This window comes from Fibrobacter sp. UWB13 (assembly GCF_900177805.1).
Lineage (GTDB): Bacteria > Fibrobacterota > Fibrobacteria > Fibrobacterales > Fibrobacteraceae > Fibrobacter.
Genome location: NZ_FXAX01000001.1, coordinates 834,669 through 859,614, shown reverse-complemented (window position 1 = coordinate 859,614; position 24,946 = coordinate 834,669). Strand labels below are relative to the sequence as shown.

The 24,946-nt window shown below is 49.5% G+C and carries 21 protein-coding genes; 18 read left to right on the top strand and 3 right to left on the bottom strand.

The window, feature by feature from the left end; genetic code table 11:
- Positions 1 to 173: 173 nt before the first annotated feature.
- Complete coding sequence (locus B9Y77_RS03605) at positions 174 to 1,814, top strand: acetolactate synthase large subunit (RefSeq protein ID WP_085490497.1); 1,641 nt, start codon at positions 174 to 176, stop codon at positions 1,812 to 1,814.
- Between the two features lie 9 nt (positions 1,815 to 1,823).
- Positions 1,824 to 1,997, top strand: a complete 174-nt coding sequence (locus B9Y77_RS15890) for a hypothetical protein (RefSeq protein ID WP_015732430.1) — start codon at positions 1,824 to 1,826, stop codon at positions 1,995 to 1,997.
- A 215-nt stretch (positions 1,998 to 2,212) separates the two neighbouring features.
- On the opposite strand, the gene aspS is transcribed toward B9Y77_RS15890, so the two are convergent.
- A complete protein-coding gene (aspS, locus tag B9Y77_RS03600) occupies positions 2,213 to 4,006 on the bottom strand; it encodes an aspartate--tRNA ligase (RefSeq protein WP_085491435.1) in 1,794 nt (597 codons plus the stop codon).
- 322 nt (positions 4,007 to 4,328) lie between these two features.
- On the opposite strand from aspS, the gene B9Y77_RS03595 reads away from it, so the two are divergent.
- The 14 genes from B9Y77_RS03595 to B9Y77_RS03530 all read left to right on the top strand — a co-directional run bounded on the left by B9Y77_RS03595 (position 4,329) and on the right by B9Y77_RS03530 (position 18,764).
- Positions 4,329 to 4,931, top strand: coding sequence for an ATPase (locus B9Y77_RS03595; protein WP_014544947.1), 603 nt, complete (start codon positions 4,329 to 4,331; stop codon positions 4,929 to 4,931).
- A gap of 9 nt (positions 4,932 to 4,940) precedes the next feature.
- The gene (locus tag B9Y77_RS03590) at positions 4,941 to 5,477 is read left to right on the top strand and encodes a hypothetical protein (RefSeq protein ID WP_014544948.1); all 537 of its coding nucleotides are present in this window, start codon (positions 4,941 to 4,943) and stop codon (positions 5,475 to 5,477) included.
- Between the two features lie 17 nt (positions 5,478 to 5,494).
- Positions 5,495 to 7,252 carry a V-type ATP synthase subunit A gene (locus tag B9Y77_RS03585; RefSeq protein ID WP_085490496.1) on the top strand — a complete coding sequence of 586 codons (1,758 nt, stop codon included), beginning with the start codon at positions 5,495 to 5,497 and terminating at the stop codon, positions 7,250 to 7,252.
- Complete coding sequence (locus B9Y77_RS03580) at positions 7,245 to 8,546, top strand: V-type ATP synthase subunit B (protein WP_073424070.1); 1,302 nt, start codon at positions 7,245 to 7,247, stop codon at positions 8,544 to 8,546. Before B9Y77_RS03585 ends, B9Y77_RS03580 begins: the two co-directional genes overlap by 8 nt.
- Before the next feature lies 1 nt (position 8,547).
- The gene (locus B9Y77_RS03575; protein ID WP_085490495.1) at positions 8,548 to 9,180 is read left to right on the top strand and encodes a V-type ATP synthase subunit D; all 633 of its coding nucleotides are present in this window, start codon (positions 8,548 to 8,550) and stop codon (positions 9,178 to 9,180) included.
- On the top strand, positions 9,177 to 11,108 hold the full coding sequence (locus B9Y77_RS03570) for a V-type ATP synthase subunit I (RefSeq protein WP_085490494.1): 1,932 nt from the start codon (positions 9,177 to 9,179) through the stop codon (positions 11,106 to 11,108). Before B9Y77_RS03575 ends, B9Y77_RS03570 begins: the two co-directional genes overlap by 4 nt.
- A gap of 39 nt (positions 11,109 to 11,147) precedes the next feature.
- A complete protein-coding gene (locus tag B9Y77_RS03565) occupies positions 11,148 to 11,603 on the top strand; it encodes an ATP synthase subunit K (protein WP_015732433.1) in 456 nt (151 codons plus the stop codon).
- A gap of 18 nt (positions 11,604 to 11,621) precedes the next feature.
- Entirely contained in the window at positions 11,622 to 12,077 is a 456-nt protein-coding gene (locus B9Y77_RS03560; RefSeq protein WP_014544954.1) for an ATP synthase subunit K, read from the top strand.
- Positions 12,078 to 12,372: 295 nt separating this feature from the next.
- The gene (locus tag B9Y77_RS03555) at positions 12,373 to 13,110 is read left to right on the top strand and encodes a hypothetical protein (RefSeq protein ID WP_139829252.1); all 738 of its coding nucleotides are present in this window, start codon (positions 12,373 to 12,375) and stop codon (positions 13,108 to 13,110) included.
- 9 nt (positions 13,111 to 13,119) lie between these two features.
- Entirely contained in the window at positions 13,120 to 14,199 is a 1,080-nt protein-coding gene (locus B9Y77_RS03550) for a TIGR04133 family radical SAM/SPASM protein (RefSeq protein WP_085490492.1), read from the top strand.
- Between the two features lie 25 nt (positions 14,200 to 14,224).
- Complete coding sequence (locus B9Y77_RS03545; protein ID WP_073424074.1) at positions 14,225 to 15,322, top strand: exo-beta-N-acetylmuramidase NamZ family protein; 1,098 nt, start codon at positions 14,225 to 14,227, stop codon at positions 15,320 to 15,322.
- Between the two features lie 54 nt (positions 15,323 to 15,376).
- Positions 15,377 to 16,456 carry an ABC transporter permease gene (locus B9Y77_RS03540; protein ID WP_085490491.1) on the top strand — a complete coding sequence of 360 codons (1,080 nt, stop codon included), beginning with the start codon at positions 15,377 to 15,379 and terminating at the stop codon, positions 16,454 to 16,456.
- A gap of 146 nt (positions 16,457 to 16,602) precedes the next feature.
- Positions 16,603 to 17,727, top strand: coding sequence for an ABC transporter ATP-binding protein (locus B9Y77_RS03535; RefSeq protein ID WP_085490490.1), 1,125 nt, complete (start codon positions 16,603 to 16,605; stop codon positions 17,725 to 17,727).
- A gap of 149 nt (positions 17,728 to 17,876) precedes the next feature.
- A complete protein-coding gene (locus tag B9Y77_RS03530) occupies positions 17,877 to 18,764 on the top strand; it encodes an FISUMP domain-containing protein (RefSeq protein ID WP_254899905.1) in 888 nt (295 codons plus the stop codon).
- Positions 18,765 to 18,816: 52 nt separating this feature from the next.
- On the opposite strand, the gene B9Y77_RS03525 is transcribed toward B9Y77_RS03530, so the two are convergent.
- Positions 18,817 to 21,870: a response regulator gene (locus B9Y77_RS03525; RefSeq protein ID WP_085490488.1), complete on the bottom strand. Its 3,054-nt coding sequence runs from the start codon at positions 21,868 to 21,870 to the stop codon at positions 18,817 to 18,819.
- Between the two features lie 237 nt (positions 21,871 to 22,107).
- Here B9Y77_RS03525 and B9Y77_RS03520 point away from each other — a divergent pair, with 237 nt between their 5' ends.
- Both B9Y77_RS03520 and B9Y77_RS03515 read left to right on the top strand, forming a co-directional pair.
- Positions 22,108 to 23,805 carry a putative bifunctional diguanylate cyclase/phosphodiesterase gene (locus B9Y77_RS03520; RefSeq protein WP_085490487.1) on the top strand — a complete coding sequence of 566 codons (1,698 nt, stop codon included), beginning with the start codon at positions 22,108 to 22,110 and terminating at the stop codon, positions 23,803 to 23,805.
- A gap of 3 nt (positions 23,806 to 23,808) precedes the next feature.
- Positions 23,809 to 24,153 (top strand): Hpt domain-containing protein, encoded by a 345-nt coding sequence (locus B9Y77_RS03515; protein WP_085490486.1) that lies wholly within the window; start codon positions 23,809 to 23,811, stop codon positions 24,151 to 24,153.
- Positions 24,154 to 24,247: 94 nt separating this feature from the next.
- Here B9Y77_RS03515 and B9Y77_RS03510 read toward each other — a convergent pair whose 3' ends face one another.
- On the bottom strand, positions 24,248 to 24,937 hold the full coding sequence (locus B9Y77_RS03510) for an SIR2 family NAD-dependent protein deacylase (RefSeq protein WP_085490485.1): 690 nt from the start codon (positions 24,935 to 24,937) through the stop codon (positions 24,248 to 24,250).
- Positions 24,938 to 24,946: the final 9 nt, after the last annotated feature.

The following is a 24,946-nucleotide window of genomic DNA, read 5'->3' as shown; positions in this document are numbered from 1 at the left end:
TCCATTATTTGTATAACCTTTAGCTTTGTAATCGGCAAAACTCCCAAAATGCCCTAAAAAATGCTCTCCAGAGCCCTGTTTCTTTCAAAATTTGTCTTTTTTACGGCAAAACCACTTTTTGGCACGGTTTTTGCAAACCTTTTCGCGGAGACATTTAAGAGACATTTAAAATTATGAACACTGCTGAAGTTTTGATCAAGTCCTTAGAAAGTGAAGGCGTCAAGTATATTTTTGGAATCCCTGGAGAAGAAACTCTCGAACTGATGGAAGCGATTAAAAAGTCGTCCATCAAGTTCATTACGGTGCGTCACGAACAGGGCGCGGCCTTCATGGCTGATGTCTATGGGCGTTTGACGGGGAAGGCGGGCGTCTGCCTTTCGACCCTTGGCCCTGGCGCTACAAACCTTGTTACGGGTGTTGCCGATGCAAACTCCGATGGCGCTCCGCTGATTGCGATTACGGGGCAGGTGGGTACAGAGCGTATGCATTTGACGAGCCATCAATATTTGGACTTGGTGAACATGTTTACGCCGATTACCAAGCGCAGTAAGCAGGTCGTTCGCCCGGATACGGTGAATGAAATTGTCCGTATTGCATTCAAGTACGCCGAAATGGAAAAGCCCGGTGCATGCCACATCGACTTGCCGTGCAACATTGCCGCTATGGAAGTGGAAGGCGAGGTCGCTCAAACTCCGCTGAAGCACCATCGCGAAAACACCGTGTACGCTAGCACCGATGCGATTCTCGCGGCGGGCGGGGTCTTTGCAAATGCAAAGCGCCCGGTGGTTCTTGTGGGGCATTCCGCTGTGCGTAACCACGCTTCCGAGGCTTTGCGTGCATTTGTGTCCTCGTCCAAGATTCCAGTCGTTTGCACCATGATGGCAAAGGGTGTAATCCCGACTTGCGAAAAGTATTTTATGGGCTGCATCGGACTACCGCAAAGGGATTATCCGAACATCGTCATGGAACAGGCAGACCTCGTGATTGCTGTTGGCTATGACGTCGTGGAATATGCGCCTGCCAAGTGGAACCCGAATGGCAACAAGATGATTATTCACATCGACGAAACGCCGAACCATGTGAACAAATTCTATCAGCCCGACGAAGAAATCATTGGCGACATCTCCGCATCTCTCGATGCGCTCTGCAGCGTTTGTCCGAACTCCTGGGAACCGGAATGGGCTATGCAAATCCGTGCGATGATGGTGGCCGAGCATTCGCGTTACGATCACGACACGAGTTTCCCGCCGACACCGCAGAAGGTGCTTCATGACATCCGTCTCGTTCTGGATGAAGAAGACATCCTGATTTCGGACGTGGGTGCGCACAAGATGTGGATTGCCCGCCAGTACAATTGCGACCACCCGAACACCTGCATTATTTCTAACGGTTTTGCGACCATGGGTATTGCGGTGCCTGGCGCGATTGCGGCAAAGCTTTTGAACCCCAAGAAAAAGGTCTTGGCGGTCACGGGTGACGGCGGCTTTATGATGAACAGCCAGGAACTCGAGACGGCTTACCGTGAACACATCCCGTTCGTGACGCTGATTTTTACCGATGGCGGCTACGGCCTCATCAAGTGGAAACAGGAAGAACGCTACGGTGACAGCTATGCGGTCGAATTCACGAACCCGGATTACGTCAAGTACGCCGAATCCTTGCACCTGAAGGGCTACCGCATTGAGCGCACCGAAGACTTGCCGAGCACCTTGCGCGAAGCCTTCCGCCAGGACGTGCCGAGCATCATCGAGTGCCCGGTGGATTACTCCGCGAACATGGAACTCTCGCAATACCTGAAGAATTTGAAAATATAGGAGAACGACATGGGATACATCAATAGCCTATTTACAGGGCAGACGGATTCATTCGGTGTAGCCGTATCCGAATCCTCACATTTTCTTTCCATTGACAGCATCTCGGGGCATCCTGCCGTTTATCGCCATCTGAAACCCTGCGGCAATGTCGATGAACATAAACAGCAGAAAAAGAACTTATAAAAAAAGACTCCTCCTCCATCCAACAATCAAAGAACCGCCGGTAGCAATACCGACGGCTCTTTTCATTTCTTTTGTTTCGCGACTCTCGCGGAAGCTGTCATTCCGGCCTCCGAGCCGGAATCACCATTCATACAAAAATGGCGGGTCGAAACCCGCCATTTTCAAAAGCTTTAGTGAAAGGGTGATGCCCGCCTTCGCGGGCATGACAACCACTATTACTTTTTCTCGTTACCCTTAGGCAACTGCACAGAAATGTGGATGTCCTGCAACTGCTGGAGGTCCACTTCACTCGGGCACTGGTCCATCGGGCTAGAAGCACTCGTGTTCTTCGGGAATGCGATGTAGTCACGGATAGATTCTTCACCTTCCATAGTAGCAACAACGCGGTCGAGACCGAAGGCCAAACCACCGTGCGGAGGAGCACCGTACTTGAATGCATCGACGAAGAAGCCGAACTTGGTCTTCACCTGTTCTTCGGAGAGGCCGAGCAAGCGGAACACCTTTTCCTGAACTTCTGGGTTGTGAATACGGATAGAACCACCGCCGATTTCCACACCGTTAAGAACAAGGTCATAAGCTTCAGCGTTGCAATCCTTGAGGTTGCCGCTGAGCATCATGTCCAAATGTTCCGGAAGCGGGTTCGTGAACGGGTGGTGCATAGCCATGTAGCGGCCTTCGGTATCGCTGTATTCGAACATCGGGAATTCGGTAATCCACACAAATTCACGCTTCTTCGGATCGCGGAGACCCTTGATACGGGCGACTTCCAAGCGGAGCTGACCCATAGCCGTAGCTGCAATCTTTTCCGGACCTGCGATGAAGAACATCATGTCGCCGCACTTAGCGCCAACAGCGTCGCGGAGTTCGTTAAGTTGTTCGGTCGTGAAGAACTTGCCGACCTGAGTTTCAACTTCGTCATTTTCCTTGACGCGCATCCACACGAGGCCCTTGGAACCGTACTTGGCAACGTAAGCCGTGAGTTCATCGATCTGCTTACGAGTAAAGTCAACGCAACCCTTAGCAGCGATACCGCGGATCTTGCCACCAGCGGCAACGCAGTTCTTGAACACGCCAAAGTTGGACTTTGCACCGATTTCAGACACGTCGTGAATTTCGAGGTCGAAGCGGAGGTCCGGCTTATCGGAACCGTACTTGAGCATAGCTTCTGCCCACTTCATACGGCGGATGTGACGCGGCGGTTCGAAGTTCCAAACCTTGCCCAAAACTTCAGTCACGAACTTGTCGAACATTTCCATGACTTCGTCCTGATTGACGAAAGACATTTCAACGTCGATCTGCGTGAATTCCGGCTGACGGTCAGCGCGGAGGTCTTCGTCGCGGAAGCACTTGGCGATCTGGAAGTAGCGGTCCATGCCTGCAATCATCAAGAGCTGCTTGTACTGCTGCGGAGACTGCGGGAGGGCGTAGAACTTGCCCGGGTTCACGCGGGACGGCACGAGGTAGTCACGTGCGCCTTCCGGAGTGGACTTGCAAAGGCACGGAGTTTCAATGTTTTCAAAACCGTTAGAATAGAAGAAGTCGTACACGGCCTTGAGGAAGCGGCTCTTGAGGAGGAGCTTCTTCTGGATCCACGGACGGCGGAGGTCCAGGTAGCGGTACTGCAAGCGGAGGTCGTCGTTTTCCTTGCATTCTTCGTTCGGGTCGTTAATGGCGAGCGGAGAGGTGAGGGCGGCGTTCAAAATTTCGAGCTTGTCAGCCTTGACTTCGATTTCACCCGTAGCGAGCTTTTCGTTCGTGTTGCCTTCTTCGCGGGCGTAGACCTTACCAGTCACGTAAATAACGTATTCGTTACGGAGCTGTTCGGCAGTCTTCAAAACATCGGCATTGTAATCCGGATTGAAAACGATCTGGGTCTTGCCATACTTGTCGCGGAGGTCAACGAAAATCACACCACCATGGTCACGGCGGCGATCCACCCAACCGGCGAGTGTTACGGTCTGGCCAACATCTTCCTTGCGAAGCTGGCCGCAGTTATGTGTACGTTTCATGGTTGTATCCTTGAAGATAATTTTTCGCGGTGAAATATAGAAAAACTTCCTAGTTGTTAATTGCTTGTTTTTGAAAAAGTCTTTTTGAATAGATTCATCGTTTCCTCCCAAATTTTGTAAAGCGCTTTCCATTTTCTGTCGAGGTTTTACGCCTTTTGTCGCTCCTTTTGGTCTTTTTATCCTCCATTTGTGTAAGTAAACAATATTTTCGCAATTTTTTGTCGATTTTCTTGTCTTTTTCCAAATTTTCCTAGTATATTCTTTTCTGTGTTTAATAAAAATGCCCTTAAAAGGGGTGTTTTGGTTCAATTTGGAGATTTAAATGGCAGAAGATTTGCAAGCCCTTATGGAACGCATCCAGAAGGATGCTGTCGAAAAGGCAGAACTCGCAGCAGCAGATATTATTTCTAAGGCAAAGGACAAGGCGGCCGAAATTGTCAGGGCAGCCGAAGACGAAGCCAAAGCAAAACTCGAAAACGCCGATAAGGAAGCACAAGCATTTACAGAACGCAGCGAACGCACGTTGGAACAGTCCGCTCGCGATTTGCTCCTCTCGGTGGGCAAGAACCTCGAAAAGATGATTCTTGATCTTCTCAGCCTCCAGATTGACAAGTCTCTCGATGAATCGACCGTGAAGAACATGCTCCTTACGGTTGCAAAGAGCTACACCTCCGACATCGAAATCAACTTCTCCGAAGCCGATGCCAAGGCCCTCACGAGCTTTGTGATGGGCGAGTTTGCAAAGCAGCTCAAGGCTGGCGTCAAGGTCGAAAGCGACAAGGGCGTCAAGTTTGGTTTCCGCGTGAAGCTCGACGGCGGCAAGGTCAGCCACGAATTTACAGAACAGGCAATGGCGGAATCTCTTTCTGCCTTGCTCAGACCGCAACTTGCAAAGATTGTAAACAAGGCCGCCCAGGGCAAATAAGGCGGTCCAATGAGCAGTCCAGCATATTTGATGGCATCGCTTCCGATGCTAGAACTGGGCGACGTTCCGCCCCTTAGCATGGCCGAGTTCCGTGGCCGTTGCGAAGGTGTGCTGGATGCCCCAGAACTCGAAGCGCTCGACGCCCTCTTAGCGGGCGAAGAGAGCGATGATGAATTTGTTAGGGAATACCAGTCCCGCGAAACCCAGATGAGAAATGTTTCAGGTAGGCTCCGCGCCCAGGCGTGGGGCCCTGAAGTGCGTTTTGCGGAACGTTCATTCTCTGGTTATGACGTCACCTTTGCGAAGATGATCCAGGACGCGTTCATGAAGTCAAATCCGCTTGAAAAGGAACAGGATATCGACCGCGCCCGTTTTTGGCTTGTGGATAGCCTTGCCGGTGTAGGCGAGGGGACCATCAAGCACGTCTACGCCTATGCGATTAAGCTTAGAATCTGCGAGCGTTGGGCTCGCTTGAACGATATCGCAGGCGACAAGGCCGTCATCAATATTATTAATGAAAACGATCCTGCATACAGGCAGGAATGAGTGGAGGTCCATTTTCAATGGCTAGTATCGGAAAAATAACCGGCGTGAACGGAAACCTGATTCGTGTCAAGTTTGAAAGCGCCGTTTCCCAGAACGAAGTGGCTTATGCAAAGCTCATTTCGAAGAACGAAGCAGGTAAGACAGAAATCATCCCCCTTAAGAGCGAAGTGATTCGTATCCGTGGTGATTACGCTGAACTCCAGGTGTTCGAAGATACGACTGGCCTCAAGGCTGGCGACGAAGTCGAATTTACGGGTGAACTTCTTTCTGTTGAACTTGGTCCGGGTCTCCTTACTCAAGTTTTTGATGGTCTTCAGAACCCGCTGCCGAAGCTCGCTGACGAATGCGGCTTCTTCCTCCAGCGCGGTAAGTACTTGAAGGCTCTCCCGCGTGACAAGAAGTGGGCTTTTACTCCGGTCGCTAAGGCTGGCGATGTGGTTGTCGCTGGTGATACGCTCGGTACGGTTCCGGAAGGTGTTTTCTCGCATCGCATCATGGTGCCGTTCAAGCTCCTCGGCAAGTGGACTGTGGATTACATTACGACTGCCGGTGACCGCGTTGTCGAAGATGTTGTCGCAAAGCTCAAGAACGATAAGGGCGAATCTGTTGACGTGACGATGGTGCAGACCTGGCCGGTCAAGATGCCGATCAAGGCTTATGAAGAACGCCTCCGCCCGTCCAAGCCGCTTACCATGCAGCAGCGCATTATCGATACGTTCTTCCCTGTGATGCAGGGCGGTACGTTCTGTACGCCGGGTCCATTCGGTGCCGGTAAGACTGTGCTCCAGCAGCTCATGAGCCGTTATGCCGATGTGGACATCGTGATTTTGGCTGCTTGCGGTGAACGTGCTGGTGAAGTGGTGGAAACCCTTCGCGAATTCCCGGAATTGATTGACCCGCGTACGGGCAAGTCCTTGATGGAACGTACGCTTATCATTTGTAACACGTCTTCGATGCCGGTGGCTGCTCGTGAAGCTTCCGTTTATACCGGCGTGACGCTCGCTGAATACTATCGCCAGATGGGCCTCAACGTGCTCCTCCTCGCAGACTCCACTTCCCGTTGGGCTCAGGCTCTCCGTGAAATGAGTGGCCGTTTGGAAGAAATTCCGGGCGAAGAAGCATTCCCGGCTTACCTCGAATCTGTGATCGCTTCTTTCTACGAACGCGGTGGCGTTGTCCGCCTCAAGGACGGTTCAACCGGCTCTGTGACGATTTGTGGTTCCGTGTCTCCTGCAGGTGGTAACTTCGAAGAACCGGTGACCCAGGCAACCTTGAAGGTGGTGGGCGCATTCCTTGGCCTTTCCCGTGAACGTTCTGACCAGCGCCGCTTCCCGGCTATCCACCCGTTGGATTCCTGGTCTAAGTACGAAGGTATCATCGATTCCAAGAAGGTCGCTCAGGCTCGTTCTATCCTCGCTAACGGTGTGGATGTGAACAACATGATGAAGGTTGTGGGCGAAGAAGGTACTTCGATCGAAGACTTCATTGTTTATCTGAAATCTGAATATCTTGATGCCGTTTATCTGCAGCAGGACGCCTATAACGAAATCGACGCCGCTTGCTCTGCAGAACGTCAAAAGTACGTGTTCGACAAGATTTACACCATCCTCATGACGCCGATGACGTTTACCGAAAAGGATGTCGCCCGTACGTTCTTCCTCAAGCTCACGCAGGCTACCAAGGACTGGAACCGCGTGGCGTTTGACTCTCAGGAATTCAAGGATCTCGAATCCAGTATTTTTGCTTCCGTAAAGGAGGTTTCTGCTAATGCATAATGTTGCTTACCATCGTATTGAACGCATTGCCGGTTCTGTGATTACTTTGAGAGCCGAAGGCGTTGCAAACCAGGAACTGGCTCAGGTGACGAGCTCTTTCGGTACTTCTCTTGCCCGTGTGATCCGCATTGACGGTGACCTCGTGGACTTGCAGGTCTTTGCTGGTGCTCGTGGTATTTCTACGGACTCCGAAGTGCGATTCCTCGGTGAACCGATGAAGGTCCCGTACAGCGATGCTTTGCTTGGCCGCGTGTTTAACGGTGCCGGCAAGCCGCGTGACAACGGCCCGGAAGTCGATGGCGAACGCATCACGATTGGCGGCCCGTCTGTGAACCCTGCTAAGCGAATCATCCCGAAGACGATGGTGCGTACGGGTATCCCGATGATTGACGTGTTCAACACGCTCGTCGTTTCGCAGAAGCTCCCGATTTTCTCGATTGCAGGTGAACCCTACAACGAACTTTTGGCACGTATCGCCTTGCAGGCTGAAGTCGATGTGATTATCCTCGGCGGCATGGGCCTCAAGCACGATGACTACCTCTATCTCAAGGATTACCTCGAAAAGAACGGTGCTCTTTCCCGTACGGTGATGTTCATGCATACCGCATCTGACCCGATTGTGGAATGCTTGCTTGTTCCGGATGCATCCCTCGCTGTTGCTGAAAAGTTTGCAACCGAAGGCAAGAACGTGCTCGTGCTCCTCACGGACATGACGAACTTTGCCGACGCCATGAAGGAAATTGCTATTACGATGGAACAGATTCCGTCGAACCGTGGTTATCCAGGCGACCTTTACTCTCAGCTCGCAAGCCGCTACGAAAAGGCTGTGGACTTCAGCGACGCTGGTTCTATCACGATTTTGGCTGTGACCACCATGCCGGGCGACGACGTGACGCACCCGGTTCCGGACAACACGGGTTACATTACCGAAGGTCAGTTCTACTTGCGCAAGGGCCGTATCGAACCGTTCGGTTCTTTGAGCCGCTTGAAGCAGCAGGTGAACGGCAAGACCCGTAGCGACCACCGTACCATCATGAACACCATGATTCAGCTGTACGCAAGCTACAAGGAAACCTTGGAAAAGCAATCCATGGGCTTCAACATGAGCAACTGGGACCAGAAGCTGTTGAAGTACGGTGTACGCTTCGAAAAGGAAATGATGGACCTTTCTGTGAACATCCCTCTTGAAAAGGCTTTGGATCTCGGATGGGAAATCCTCGCCGATTGCTTCACTCCTGAAGAAACCGGTATCCCCACCAAGATGATCAATCAGTACTGGCCGAAGAAGTGGTAATATGGCTAAGGTCAAGTTAACTAAAAACGCCCTCAAGGCGGAACGTGACGCACTGAAGCGCTTCCAGCGCTATCTGCCGACGTTGCTTTTGAAAAAGCAGCAGCTGCAGATGGAAATGCGTACGCTCCAGGAGAAGGTGATGGCGAAACGCGAAGAAGAGGATAAGCTCCGCAAGAGTATGGCTTCGTGGATTTCGCTTTTTGCCGAACCCATTGAGTGGAAAAAGTATCTCTCGGTGAAAAGTGTCGAACAGGGCGAGGGTAACATTGCCGGCGTGAAGATTCCGACGTTTAGCGGTGTGGAATTCAACGTGAACATTCCGGACTTCTTTACGACTCCGGTGTGGCTCGACGATGGTATCCGCAGCTTGCAAGGTTTGATTTCCTTGCGCCTGGAACGCCGTGTGCTCGAAAAGCAGTACGAACTCCTTTCGAAGGAACTGCGTACCACGAGCCAGCGTGTGAACCTGTTCGAAAAGGTGAAAATTCCCGAGTCTAAGGATAACATCCGCAAAATCAATATCTTCTTGGGTGACCAGCAGACAAGCGGTGTGGCCCGTAGTAAGCTTGCAAAGGGCAAGGCTACGGCTAAGGCGCTTGCACTTGACGCCCAGAGTAAGGAGGTTGCCGCATGATTACTCCTATGAAGAAGGTGACCATTCTTACGCTTGCAAGCCATAAGGAAGAAACCCTTAAGGCTCTGCGCGAAATGGAAATTATCCATTTGACTCCGCTCCAGAATGCCGTTGGTGCATCTGTGAACGGTGCAAAGGGTGCTGTGGCCCGCGTGCAGAAGGCTATGGAAGTCGTTCCGGATAAGCTCCGCAAGGGTGTGACGCCTGCAGCGAAAGGTGCAAGCGGTGTAACGCTCGTCGAAGAAATCCAGACGCTCATTTCGGACAAGAAAAATGCCGAAATTCAGCTGGAACAAGCCAAGGAAGAACTTGAAAAGCTCCACGCTTTTGGAAATCTCGATCCGCGTACGGTCAAGGAACTCGCCGCAAAGGGCATCTTTGTCCGCCTTTATCTCGTCGATCTTTCCAAGGATCCTTTTGAAGTCGAAGGCGATAACGCTTACAAGCATGTTTTTGGCAAGGATGAAAATGGCACGTACATTGCCGTGTTCACGAAGGGCGATGCTCCTGCATCTGTGAAGGGTGCGTTTACGGAACTCGCCATGCCTCTCAAGTCGCTCGAAGAATATCGAATGATCGAAGAGGAATCGAACACGACGATTTCTGCTGTGGACGAACGCTTTGCCCAGCTTGCTTCCGTGAAGGACGATCTCGAAGACCGCCTCTTGGAAGTGACGGACCGTTACAATCTCGTGGAAGCTTCTGCAAGCATGCTCCAGAACAAGGGCTTGGCTGCACTTCAGGGATTCTGCCCGGAACCGCGCGTTGCTGAAATCAGTGCGGCAGCGAAGGCAAACGGCTGGGGCATCCGCGTTGAAGATCCGACGGACGAAGATAACATCCCGACGCTTCTCGGCTACAACAAGCTTTCACGCCCGATGCAGTGCCTCTATGACATCATTGGCATCTCGCCGGGTTACAACGAAGTTGACGTGAGCTCTGTGTTCCTCTGCTTCTTTAGCCTTTTCTTTGCGATGATTGTGGGCGATATGGCTTATGGCCTGTTGTTCCTCGGTCTTGCGATGTTTGCTCGCTCGAAAATGCCGAAGGCAAGTAGTGCAGGATTCCACTTTGTGTATTTGATGAGCTGGGCGACTATCATCTGGGGCGCCATCAATGCAAACTTCCTTGGCCTTACGCCGGAACTTGCAGGGTGGAGCTACTACCTTGATATCGCTAACTACAACTTTATCCCGGAAGGCGTGCGCAACGTACTCTATTGGATTCGCAGCTCTGCTCCGACGGATCCGACGCGCTTCGAAGCATACAAGCAGTTCTGCGAGACGTTTACGTTCTTGCCTGCTAGCTTTGTGCCGAAGGCCGCTGGGGCATCCCAGATGCAGCATATCCAGCTGTTCTGCTTCTGCATTGCCGTTGTGCACTTGAGCATTGCTCATGCGTGGAATGTCGTTGTGCGTCTCAAGCGCAAGTCTTCGACGTTCATGGCGCAGGTGGGCTGGCTCATGGGCGCTTGGGTCATGTTCTTCCTTGCATGCAACATGGTGCTTGGAATCGACATGCCGAAGTTCGTCATCCCGATGTTCATCGTGGAAGTCGTGCTTCTCGTGCTCTTTACGGTGCCGCCTAGCCGCCTCAAACAGGACTTCATCAGCATCCCGATGCTCGTGCTCGACATCGTGAACAGCTTCACCGACGTTATCAGCTATATCCGTCTCTTTGCTGTGGGTATGTCTGGTGCCGCCATCGCCGAAGCGTTCAATGGAATGCTCTCGCCGCTGTTTGGCTCTGCCGTGGGGGTTGCCGGTGCAGCTCTAGTTCTTTTGGGCGTTCATGGCCTGAACATTGCACTTGCCGTGATGGGCGTTGCAGTGCATGCCGTACGTCTTAACACACTCGAATTTTCAAATGGACTTGGTCTTGAATGGAGCGGATTTGCATTCAGCCCCTTCGCCAAGCAAAAAAATTAAACCAAGGGTTAAATCCCGCTACTTAATGAGGATAATATAATGGAACCGAATACAATGGTGACTCTCGCTAAAATGGGTGCTGCAGCTGCGCTTGGCATTGCGGCTATGGGCTCTGCCCTTGGTTGCGGAACGGCCGGTATGTCTGCTATCACGATGTGGAAGAAGGCTTACGCTCAGGGTAAGTCTGCTCTCTTCACTCTTCTCGTGTTCGTCGGTGCTCCGATTTCCCAGACGATTTACGGCATGTTGCTCATGAACTTCATCTTGAGCAAGGCTGCTGAACAGGGCTTTACGAACTGGGGCGGCTGCCTCGGTGCTGGTATCTTCGGTGGCCTCGGCATGATGGCTTCTGCTTGGTACCAGGGCAAGTCTGCTGCAGTGGCTTGCGATGCTCTCGGTGAAACCGGCAAGGGCATGGTGAACTACTTGATGGTTCTCGGTATCGTCGAAACCGTCGCTTTGTTCGTGCTTGTGTTCTCCATGATGGTGCTTTAATCGAAAGAGGTCGCACTTATGGATCAATCACAACTTTTAACGCTCGCAAAGCTCGGTGCGGTGGCGGCTCTTGGCCTTGCCGCGGTGGGCTCTGCGCTGGGCTGCGGGACTGCCGGCATGGCGGCCATCGGTGCCTGGAAGAAGGCGTATCTCAAGGGTAAGAACGCGCTCTTTACGCTGCTCATCTTCGTGGGTGCGCCGATTGCGCAGACGATTTACGGCATGCTCCTGATGATGTACATCTTGAACAAGTCGCAGGCTGCTCCGGGCAACTGGGCTGCTTACCTTGGCGTAGGCATCTTCGGTGGCATCGGCATGATGGCTAGCGCCTGGTACGTGGGTAAGTCCGCTGCTGACGCTTGCAACGCTCTTGGCGAAACGGGCAAGGGCCTCGTGAACTACCTCATGGTGCTCGGTGTCGGCGAAACGGTCGCGCTGTTCGTTATGGTGTTCTCGATGATGCTCGTGAGCTAGACGAAAGAACGCTCCGCTACAGACGACAAATGCGTAAGGCGAGCGCCGCGGTCAAGTTTGCTTGAACATGGCCGAGCCGAGCATTTGGAACTTGTACAAAGACGAAAGAAGACTGCTTAACGGCAGTCTTTTTTTGTTGCTCAAAAGTCGCATATAATACGTTTGTCGTGAAAAAGTGGAATTTGCTTTTGAAAAACGTTGAAAAACTCTTGAAACGAGCTTTTCCAAGATTGTGATTTTTTCTTGGTTTGTTTATATTAGATGTGTATGGGGCAACATTTTTAGGGAATTTGATATGATGTACAATCACTGGAAAAAGCTTTTGCTGGCGTTGACAACGTTCTTCTGGAATGCTTGCGATAATAGTTCTACATCTCCGACGTTTGAGGGCTCGGATTCCAGTTCAAGTGCAACTTCAAATAGCAATAGTTCCAGTTCGTCGGCTGAAATTGCAAGCTCTAGTTCTGAGGTAAATTCTTCAAGTTCTGAAGCTCAATCGTCTAGCTCAAATCCTGTTGTTCAAAGTTCTAGCAGCATGGATGTTGTTCCTCAGCCATTGTATGGTGTTTTTATGGGGGATGTCTGCACCAGAATCGAGGGTGATTCGAAACTTACTTGCTCTGATGGCGTGACCTGTGTTGAATCTATCGTTGATGAAGAACCAGTTTCTATACGTAATCGTCCTGAGGTTACTGCCAAATACGGCGTTGTTATTGTGAGAGATAAGACTTATACATGTGATGATGGCAAGGTCTATAACGAAGCTGATTTTATGGCTCATTATAATGTTTTTACCGAAGTGAAGCCTGATGAAAAAATTCCCTGTGAACGAGTGGATGATAATTCATTTGAGTGCGAGGATGGTCAGTCCTTTGTTGTAAGTACTGATGATAAAGGAAATACTGTATATAGCAATGGACAAGCTAATCTGAGCGAAGATGAATTTTTTGATAAGTACATGCTTTTGGAACGAGCGATAGCTCTTTATGGTCCTCCTTGCGTGTTCAATAATTCTTGCGGCGAGGAAAAGTAATTTTGAACGATGAATTATCTAGGTTTTAAGAAAACCTTAGCGCTTGAGGCGCACCGTCTTTACCGCCATAGTGAAATAAAATCCCACAAGTTGACATACTTGTTCTGGGAATGTACTTTGCGTTGTAATCTGCACTGCTTGCATTGCGGTAGTGATTGCTTGGTGGAGGCGATTCCAGATATGCCGCGTGAAGATTTTTTGCGTGTTTTGGATGGGCTTGCTCCGCACATTGATCCGAATGATTTTGCGGTGGTGATTACGGGTGGCGAGCCTTTGATGCGCCCTGATCTTGAGGAATGCGGTAAGGAAATTAAGAAGCGCGGATATGCATGGGGCATGGTGACGAATGCACTCGCTTTGACGCCTGATCGGTTCGCTCGGCTTATGAACGCTGGGCTCAAATCGCTTACGATTAGCTTGGATGGGCTTGAAGAGAATCACAATCATTTTCGTGGAAATCCACATAGCTTTGAACGTGCTGTGCGAGCCATCAACATGGCTGCGCATACGGATGGTTTGACGTTTGACGTGATGACTTGCGTGAATCGCAAGAATCTCAAGGAATTGCCTCAGATTTTTAATTTGCTTGTAAATCTTGGCGTGAAGCGTTGGCGCGTTTCGAACGTGTTCCCGAAAGGTCGCGCGAAAGATAATCCGCTATTTCAACTTTCGAATGAGAAATTTCGACAGGTCTTTGAATTTATTCGTGAAGCGAAAACAAAGAAAATCATCAACGTGAATTACGATTGCGAAGGATTCCTCGGAAGTTATGAAAAGGTGGTTCGAGATAATCCGTTCTTTTGCTGGGCGGGCGTCAATATTGCGTCGGTGCTGTGCGATGGAAGCATTTCGGCATGCCCGAGCTTGCGTGGGGATTACATTCAAGGGAATATCTACAAGGATGACTTGTGGGATGTATGGCAGAACCGCTATCAGGTGATGCGCGACCGCAGCTGGGCGAAAATTGGTGACTGCAAAACTTGCAAGTATTGGCGCTATTGCGAGGGCTCCAGCCTGCATTTGCGTGACGAGCGGACAAAAGAACTCGCCTATTGCCATGTGAAACGGCTTGAAGCGGCTGGCGTTTAAAGGTGGTTTTACTACCTTTAAATCCATGGTTACGTTAGCTCTTTCTCATTTTGAAAAAAGTTTCCCGGCAGCGCTTCGTGGTAAGCGCCTGGGTGCGGTTCTCCATCCGGCTTCGGTCTGTGCCGATTTGAGTTATACGCTTGACTTGCTCAAGGATTTGGACGGCAAGCTCTTTAAGCTTTCGGCTTTGTTTGGTCCGCAGCACGGCATCAAGGGGCACACGCAAGACAACATGATTGAATGGGAAGGCTACGAAGATCCGGAATTGCATATTCCGGTTTACAGCCTTTACGGTGAACATCGTGAACCGACCGCAGAAATGCTTTCGCATGTGGATGCGATGCTTGTCGATTTGCAGGATGTGGGCGCCCGTTACTATACGTTCATCTGGACGCTGTTCCTCTGCATGAAGGCATGCGAAAAGGCGGGAATCCCGGTGGTCGTGGTGGATCGCCCGAATCCGATTAACTGCGTGGACGAGGAAGGTCCGGTGCTTGACCTCAATTACACGAGCTTTGTTGGGCTCCATAGCATCCGCACGAGGCACGCAAAGACGATTGGCGAACTTGCCGAACAGTTCAAGGCAGAACGATTCCCGAAATGCGAACTTTATGTGATGCACATGGACGGCTATGATAAGCGCATGTGGTTTGACGAAACGGGACTCCCGTGGATTTTGCCGAGCCCGAACATGCCGACGCTCGATACTGCAATTGTTTATCCGGGTATGTGTCTGTTTGAAGCAACGAATGTGAGTGAAGGCCGTGGCACGACGCGCCCGTTCGAAATTTTCGGTGCTCCGTTTATCGATGCAGTCAAGCTTTGCAAGTACATGAATGGCCTCAAGCTTCCAGGCGTGTATTTCCGCGAAAACTACTTCCAGCCGACGTTTCACAAGGGCGCTGGGCAGATTTGTGGCGGTGCGCAGATTCATGTGACGGACCGCAACAAGTTCCGCAGTTTTGAAATGGCGGTGAAGTTGTTGCAGTATATTTTCAACGAGTACCCGAAGGATTTTGCGTGGAAACAGCCTCCGTACGAGTACGAGTTCCACAAGCTGCCGATTGATATTTTGCTTGGTAATGGAACGTTCCGCAAGGAATTTATCGAGTCGAGTATTTAATGGTTGTTGGAACTGCCGCGAAAATGCGAAAATGCGCCGAGCCTTGTTTAATCTATGAAACTTAGACTTTCGACAGAAACTTTGAACCGCCTGAAGCGCTTCCGCAAGAACAAGCGCGCCTTTTGGTCGCTTGTGATTTTGGTGGTGGCGTACTTGCTTTCTCTCACGAGTCCGTGGACGGTGAACGATGAACCGTTCTATTTGCGTTATAACGGCAAGAGCTATTTCCCGGCGTTTGCGCGTTACAGCGAAGCGGACTTTGGTGGTGAATACAAGACGGATCAGGATTACGCAAAGCTTTTTGCAGATGTCGAAGAATGTAAGCAGGATGAAGAAGACGGATTCCCGCGTGCTGGTGGCTGCCCCGAGATGTGGACGATCATGCCGCCAGTGCCGCACGATCCGCTGAAGGCGGATCTGAGCGAGGAGGGAACCCCTCCATTTGCGCCGAGCGCAAAGCACTGGCTCGGGACCGATAGCAATGGGCGCGATGTTCTTTCGCGCTTGATTCACGGGTTCCGCATTTGCATCAGCTTTAGTTTGCTCTTGACTGTGCTTGGGACGTTCCTCGGCATTGTCATTGGCGGTATCCAGGGCTATCTCGGGAAGTTCTGGGATACGGGCATGCAGCGTATGATTGAAATCTGGTCGTCGCTCCCGATGCTTTACGTGGTGATTCTCATCGGCAGTATTTACGGCCGCAGTTTCTGGCTTTTGATTTTGATTATGGCGGCGTTCAACTGGCTTTCGCTCAGCTATTACATGCGTGCGGAATTCCTGAAGCTCCGCAGCATGACGTACGTGATGTCTGCGAAGGTGCTTGGACTTGGGCATCGCCATATCTTTTTCAAGGAAATCTTGCCGAATGCAATGACTCCCGTGGTGACGCTTTTCCCGTTCACGTTGATTGGTGGAATCGGAAGCCTCACGTCGCTTGACTTCTTGGGCTTTGGACTCCAGCCGCCGACGCCGAGCTGGGGTGAACTGATGAGCCAGGGACTCAACAACCTCTACGCTCCGTGGATTTCCGTGAGCACTGTTGCTGCGTTGTTTGTGACGCTCCTCCTTACGACGTTTGTCGGCGAAGGCGTGCGAGATGCAATGGACCCGAAGTCGGGAGATAGATATGTCTAATGCAATACGACTGAGTGGTCCATGCCAAGCGGGAACGGCTCGTATTAACGAGCCGTGGGAGCGCGGAGCGATCGACTTCAGAAGTTCTGGTAGCGTTGTTAAGTCGATTGCGGAGTCGTCAACCGATCCGAAGTCGGGGGATCGCTATGTCTAATACTGCTTTTCCCGTTTTGCGTGTAAAAGACGTTTCGGTGGCGTTCGGATTTGATAAAAACGGCAACTCGCGTGATGGCAAGCAACCGTTGCAAGTGACGGACCGCGTCTCGTTTGACATTTTCCCAGGCGAATTTTTTGCGTTGGTGGGCGAGTCTGGTTGCGGAAAGAGCGTGACAGCCATGAGTATCTTGCGCCTGCTGCCGTGGCCGAGTGCAAAGATTGTGAACGGCGAGATTTTGTTCGATGTGGGGGCGAATGATGCGCAATCTCAAGATGCCCACGACCTCGTGAAACTCCCGTTCAAGGATTTGCAATCTGTTCGTGGTTCCGAAATCGCGTGCATTTTCCAGGAACCGATGCAAGCGCTGAACCCTGTCGTCACCATCAAAAAGCAACTCCTTGAAGTTTTTAAGTTTAGCGCAATCTCGAAGGGTGCTACTTTGAAAAGCGCGCAGTCTAAACAAGATCCCGCGACATCTCGGAATGCGCAGTCTCAAAATGCGCAGAACGATCCCCTCGACCTTATTCGCGAGCAGCTTCGCTTGGCCGGTTTCACCGATCCCGATCGCGTTTTGAATTCCTATCCGCATGAACTTTCGGGTGGCATGCTCCAGCGCGTGTGCATTGTGATGGCGCTTTTGCCAAAGCCCAAATTGATCATTGCCGATGAACCGACAACCGCTTTGGATGTTACCGTGCAAGCTCAAGTTCTTGCCGTACTCAAGGAAATGGCGGAAAAAACGGGAACAGCTGTTCTCCTCATTACGCACAACATGGGTATCGTTTCGCAGTATGCCCACCGTGTTGCCGTGATGTATGCTGGTCGCATTGTTGAAGAAGGTCCTGTCCGCGAAGTCATCAATCATCCGATGCACCCGTACACGCAAGGGCTCCTTGCCGCGATTCCAGAAAGCCATAGCGACTTGCGCACGCTTGCGTCTATTCCGGGCTCTGTGCCGCATCCCAAGGACTTTGCAAAGGGTTGTCGCTTTGCTGACCGCTGCTGCAAATGTGCCAAGGCTTCCGCCGATGTTCGCGAAAAATGCCTTTCCGCCGAACTCCCGACGAAAATTGCCGAAGCGGACCATTTCGCCTATTGCTTTTGCGCCAAGTAACTCTGCTTTGCAATCGTTTTTTGCATAAGTTTTACATCCCTTTCTTTCTCAATTTTTAATATTAACATTGAAAATTCGAGAATTTTTTCGGGGAGAACACTATGTTCTGTAAAGAGTGTCATAAGAATCTAAAAGATTTTGATGCTTTAATGGATAAAATGGAAAATTGCCCGTTCTGCGGCGCCAAATTGGTGCGCCCCGCAGTCAAGGTAGCGCAAAAAGATGTTAAGGCTTTATGTGAGGTTCTTGTACAAAAAGTCGGTGATTCTATTTTCGCAAACGAATCGACTTTAGAAAAAGAACTGCGCGATTTGGATGCCCCCGAATTTGCAGATGCCAAGGATCGTTTGTTCCTGCTTGTTTTAAAGAAAATCCCGTCAAGCATGTACGAGGTCAGAAGTTTTTCGGATGGCGAACAGCAGGAAGTTTTGGAAGCTTGCCAAAGACGGCTTTGCGTGGAGTTGGGGTTGTCTTTTGAACCGTGCGCGCAAATGCTCGATATCATGCAGGAATACATTTGGCAAAAAAGATTCTCGCTTTCCCCGAATCTTTTTGAATCGCAGTTTGTCGACCCTCGCGATGGTCAGGTTTACAAGACCGTAAGGATTGGCGAACAAGTGTGGATGAAGGAACCCTTAAAGTACAAGTGCGTGGGCTATACGGGCGAGGGGCTGTACGAATGGAATTCCGTGAACAAGTACTGTGCCGTAAGGGGCTGGCGCGTTCCTAGCAAAAAGGATTTTGAAACCTTGATCAAGACCGCTACAAATTTAGGGCTTGGTGATCCGTCGAGCGTGCTCATGTCTCGTAAGGGTTGGGAAAAATGCAACGTGACCCCGACCGATAATCTGGGTTTTGAGGCGACTCCGGTCAAATGCAGCACTGGCATCAGCAATAATTTCTTTAGTCATTTCTGGACATCTGAGGATAAATTCTGTTTTGAAATTTTCCCCGGCCGTGTGACTTTCAGTACGCATTCGCAGTCTTTTGTCCGATTGATAAAAGATGATACTGCCGAAACAAAAATTGAAAAGTAAAGAAAAAGGCTGCTCAAAACGAGCAGCCTTCCTTTTAGAGATAGAATAGTTATTACAGCATTCCTTCGAGCGTTTCGAACAACACGTCGGGTTGTACCGGCTTGCTCAAGTGAGCGTTAAGGCCTGCTTGTAAGCTGCGCTGTACGTCTTCGTCAAAGGCGTTTGCCGTGAGTGCAATAATCGGGATGACCTTTGCATCGGGGCGGTCGAGCTTGCGGATGGCAGCCGTTGCTTCCAAGCCGTCCATCTCGGGCATACGCATGTCCATGAGAATGGCGTCGTAGTACCCGATAGGACTCTTGCTGAACATCTCGAGAGCAATCTTTCCGTTCTCGGCGTGATCCGTCTGGATATTGCGCATCTTCAAGATTTCAATCATGATTTGGGCGTTCACTTCCATGTCTTCAGCAAGGAGCAACTGACGGCCTGAAAGTTCTGCCTTCTTTTTCATCGGCGCAATATGTTGACGTTTCTTCTTGAGAATATTCTTGAGTTCATCCAAGATGTTCTTTGTGAAGATTGGTTTTGCGATAAAGCAATCCACACCAGCGGCAAGCGCTTCGTCCAGAACGTCGTCCCAGTTGTAGGCAGTGAGCACGATGATGGCGGTATCGTCGCCGGTGACTGCGCGGATTTGCCTTGCGGTTTCCACGCCGTCCATTTCGTGCATCTGCCAGTCCAAAACGATGAGGCTGTATGGATTGCATCTGGCGTGGCGGAGCTTCACCATCTCGACAGCTTCTTTTCCAGAATTGGCGACTTCTGTTGAAATTCCAGACTTCTCGAGAACGAGCTTGGCGTGGTTCATGGCGACTTCGTCATCGTCCACCACGAGGACGCTCATTTCGCTTGTCTGAATCTGGATATCGCTTGTATCCTTGTCGGAGCGGTCGGAGTTCAAAAGCGTTAGCGAAATGGTAAATGTCGTTCCCTTGCCCTTTTCGCTTTCGACTTCAATCTTTCCGTTCATCATGTCGACAATACCCTTGGTAATGGCAAGTCCAAGGCCGCTGCTGCCGTACTTAATCGTTGTGTTTGGATCTTCTTGGCTGAACGGTTCAAAGAGTTTCGGCAAGTATTCCTTGCTCATGCCGATGCCGGTATCGCTAATCTTAAAGACGAGAGTAGACTTGTTGTCGTACGTCGTTGCTTTATTGATGCTGAATGTGACTGATCCTCCTTGCGGGGTGAACTTGACGGCGTTTCCGAGAATGTTGATGAGCACCTGGCGGATTTTCATGTCGTCGCCAATGTAGTAGTCATCTATGTTGTCGGAAATATTGCAAACGTAATTCAAGCCTCTTTCACTGCACTGCCCGTTGAAAATCGTATTCACTTGTTCGAGCATCTTTGCCGACGAGAATTCTTCGCTATGGATAGTCATGCGTCCGCTTTCGATTCGGCTCATGTCCAGAATTTCGTTGATAAGGCTCAACAGGTGCTCGGCTGAGGATCCTATCTTTTCAAGATATTCACGCATCTTGGGCGAAATATCTTTTTCATGGAGCGCAAGGTTGTCAAGGCCGATAATGGCGTTCATCGGGGTGCGAATTTCATGGCTCATGTTCGAGAGGAACACTGTCTTTGCCTTGTTCGCTTCTTCGGCGGCTTTCAAAGCGTCGATGAGCGTTTGGTTCTTGGCCATGGATTCGCGCATTTCTTCGTCGATGTTCGAAAAACCGACACCCACAATGCGGATGGTCCCGTCTTCATTTGTATTAGCGGTTGCCATGCGGACCATTTCATAGGTTTCTTTTCCTTTGTGCATGGATTTGTAACGCAATGAGATGAGCGTTTCTTTCTGAAGGGCTTCGCGGATGTGTTCTGGTTTGATAAATTCAATGAATTTTTCTTGGTATTCCGGCAAAATGAACATCTTGGCGTATGTCGAGAATATTTTCCAGTACTGGATTTTTTCGCCGATATCAAACGGAATGTCTTCGTCCATGACTTTGCGGTAGCAAATGGATGTGTCATTTTCCAAGTCTACGTAGAACACGCTCTTGTATTCCGAAGAAAGCGCGTTAATCATGTAGCTTTGCTCGCTCCTCTGGCGTTCCTGTTCTACAAGCTTTTCCTGGAGCTTTAGCTGTTCTTCGAGTTTTTTCTGTTTTACGCGGTTTTCGGCTTCGATGATTTCTTGCTCGATTCTGTATTTTGCATTTCGGCGTGTTTGCACGATAAAAAAGATTGAAAGCAGAACGATAGCGAAGAGGACGATGACGGAAATAATCAAGTTACGCTCAACAATGCCTTCGGAGAATGCGGTAAACTGTTCCGAGAAAACATTGTCACGAACAAGGTATGCTAACATCCAGTCGGTTGACTTTACTGGGATGTAGTGGACCGTTTCTCGTATTCCGTTGAGTGTGAATGTTGCCGTTCCTTCTTGATGTGCTGAAAAATCTGTGCGAATTGTTTCAACGGAGTAGCCTTCGTCGAATGCTGCCTTCTCCATGGCTGTAAAAAGATTCTCGTCACTTGCGAATCCGCCAAGCACCATGCTTAAAAGCGACTGACCGTCTTTTGTGTAGATGTTGCAAGATACTGCACTGTTCGTATCAAGCTGTAGAGAGACGCCTTCGAGCAAACGGCTGATATTGATTTCCATGAAGGAAACGACAAGTGTTTGACCGTTGTAATGAAGCTTGTTGATGGGAATGGCTACAATGATTGTCTTGTGTTCGCCTTCAACTTTCTTGAGTGAAATTTCAGGTTTGGAAAGAGTCTTATAGTCGAATTTGTAAAGGTCGATGTCGTCGCGTGTGCCATTCGAGGTGTAAATAACGCCTCTGGAATCGACAAAGGCGAATCTCTCAAGTCCATACACATGCTTTAAGCGGTATTGGTAGGACTGGAAATTCGCTTCGCTGGCGAGATCTTCTGGGGTAAGGTGGTTGACGGCGAAGTTTAGACTGTTTACATAGTCTGTAAGTTTGGACTCCACAAACTGTTCACGACGACCGGCAAGTTCCTCCATGAACATTGAGCTGATATTTTGTACCGCAATATAGGCTAAGGCTATGAACCCTGCGATTACGGCTAGTGCCATGGCGATGTTGCCAATGGCTGTTTCCTTGACTCCATTTCTTTTTTTCCACACCATATTATCCTCTCTGCGCTTTGCAGATTTTTCATCCCAACACGCGGCAAATATAAATAAGGTTGTGACGAAAACTGGCGTAGTAAGAAAAAAGTCAGCAAAAGCATTAAATTGTAACAAAAAAAATATCGATGACACAATATGTCATGTGTAATAATTACAAATGTAATGAAAATAACGTATTGAATTTAGTCAACTATTGTTTAAATTTGACAATAAAAAAATGGAGTGTGGTTACAAATGAATACCATAAGAGAGGATGAAGCTATTAGACGTCGTGTACTTGTAGTAGATGACGAATTCATTAACCGAGAAATACTGGGCAATATGCTTTCAAAGGCTTATGCCGTTGATTACGCGGAAAATGCGCAGATTGCCCTAGATAAGCTGATGGAACCCGACGCGGTCTATTCGCTTGTACTTCTCGACTTGATGATGCCGGTGATGGGCGGGATTGAGTTTTTGGAACGCCGAGTTGTTAGTGACCGGTTAAAGCGAATCCCTGTTGTGGTGATGACATCGGAAAATGATTATGAAATAAGATGTCTTAAGCTAGGTGCCGCAGATTTTATTAAGAAACCTTTCAGCCTTCCCGAAGTTGTGATTGCTCGCTGCGAAAGAATTGTCGAGCTCTTCGAAGATAAAAATCTTATTCGTCATACGGAACGCGATGGTGTCTCGGGGCTTTTTGTCAAGGACTACTTCTTTGAATACATCCGTCAAATGGAACGCTGGGGCAAGCTGATTCCTCGAGATGCCCTTGTCATTGATATCGAACAATTCCATTTGGTAAACGAGTTTTGTGGCCGCCCCTATGGTAACTTTGTTCTTTCGAAAATTGGTAAAACCATGAAAGCGCTGCTGGCTCCGATGAATGCGATTGCTTGCCGCGCCGATGCCGATACGTTCTATGTGTTCGCCACTCACCAAGAAGATTACTCAAAATTCCGTGAAGAACTCGATGCTGTGATTTCCAAGTTCTTCCAGATGAATAATATCCGCCTCCGCTATGGAATTTGGGAAAATGTCAGCCGTGAATACGAAATTGAAGACTGGTTTGACCGTGCAAAAATAGCATGCAATACAAATCGTGGCGATTTTACAAAATCTTTTGCCCATTATAATAACGAATTGCATGCAAGGTATCTGTTCGAAGAAACTCTCATTCATGATTTAGATGATGCTATCGCCAATAAGGACTTGAAAGTTTATTACCAACCGAAGTACAATGTTGTGGGCTCGACGCCACGCCTTGCAAGTGCCGAAGCGCTTGTGCGTTGGATCCACCCGAAGTTAGGTTTTATCAGTCCGGGTGATTTTATTCCTTTGTTTGAATCAAATGGCCTCATTCAAAAGGTTGATAATTATGTATGGCACGAAGCTGCCGCGCAAATCCGTCGCTGGAAAGAAGAACATGGAACATCGATTCCCGTATCTGTGAATGTTTCTCGCATCAATATTCTCGATCCAGAACTGGAAAGCAAGCTAGAAAACATTCGCGCTGAAAATGGTCTTTCGCCAGAAGAATTGATGCTCGAAGTGACGGAAAGCGCTTATTCCGAAAATACGGGAAGGCTTATTGAAGTTGTCGAAAACCTGCGTCGGAAGGGCTTCCGCATAGAAATTGATGACTTTGGCGCAGGGTATTCCTCGCTGAATATGATTACGTCGATTCCTGTGGATATCTTGAAAATCGATATGTCCTTTATCCGTAACATGGAAAAGGATGAACGTAATCTCAAGCTCGTCAAGCTCATTATTGATATTGCAAAATTCCTGAATGTGCCTTCGATTGCTGAAGGTGTTGAAACAGAATCGCAATTAGAAACTTTGAAAAAAATGGGATGTGAAATTATTCAAGGTTTTTATTTCTCAAAACCCGTTCCACCCAAAGACTTTGTCTCGTTCTTCGAAGGTGAAGCCGTAACTAGGAAGTAAATCGTGATTACTATTGAAAAACTCAATTCGTTTGGTGCAAATACCGCTGAAGGGCTTGCTCGTTGCTTTGGAAACGAAGCGCTCTTCTTGAAGCTCGTGATGACCATTCCCGATGATGCTGTGTTTGACAGACTTAAGCAGGGTCTCGATGCTAAAAATCTGGATGGTGCGTTTGATGCCGCTCATGCGCTGAAGGGCGTTCTCGGAAATCTCTCGCTGACGCCGCTTTATACGATTGCGGTCGAGATTACTGAACTTTTGCGTAATCGCACGCAAATGGATTATAGCGAACTCTTGGCGAAGCTTCTCGAAAAGCGAGATGAACTCGGCAAACTTTGTGCTGAATAAAAATAGTCAATAGTCATTGGTCAATAGTCGATAGAATTATAATCGTGAAATTCGTCAAACTATTAACTAAAAACTAATGACTAAAAACTAATGACTACTTAAATTCTTCGCACCACTTGGGAACGACTTCGGTCGCTTTTCCTTGAATGACGACGTCCGTGTACGGGTCGCCATAGGGTGCTTCAAGATTTAAGCAAGTGACTTTTGCTCCGTAGGATTTCGCAAAGCTCTTGAACCCTGCTGCCGGATACACGACGCTGCTAGTGCCGATGTAGGCGAATTCGTCGCAATTCATCAGAGCTTCTTGAATTTCGTCCATGTACAAAGGCGTTTCTCCAAAGAACACGATGTCCGGGCGCACGGGGCTTCCGCAAATCGGGCATTTTGTGTCCAATGTTTCTTCGCCCGTGAATTCGAATTCGTGCTCGTTCTTTGTGCAACGGAGTTTCATCAAGTCGCCGTGCATGTGCAAAACGCGCTTGCTTCCTCCGCGTTCGTGGAGGTCGTCGACATTCTGCGTTACAAGCAAGAATGCATCGCCGAGGCGCTCTTCGAGCTTGGCAAGCGCGATGTGTGCCGCATTCGGAGCGTGCTCGGGGAGTCCCTTTCGCAAGAAGTTGTAAAAGTCCTTGACGCGCTTCGGGTCACGACGGAGGGCGTCCGGTGTGCAGACGTCTTCGATGTTTTCGTGTTCCCACATGCCATCGTTTCCGCGGAATGTGCGGAGACCAGATTCTGCGCTGATTCCAGCGCCAGTCAGTACGACGAGTCTTTTACGTTTCATAGATCCTCC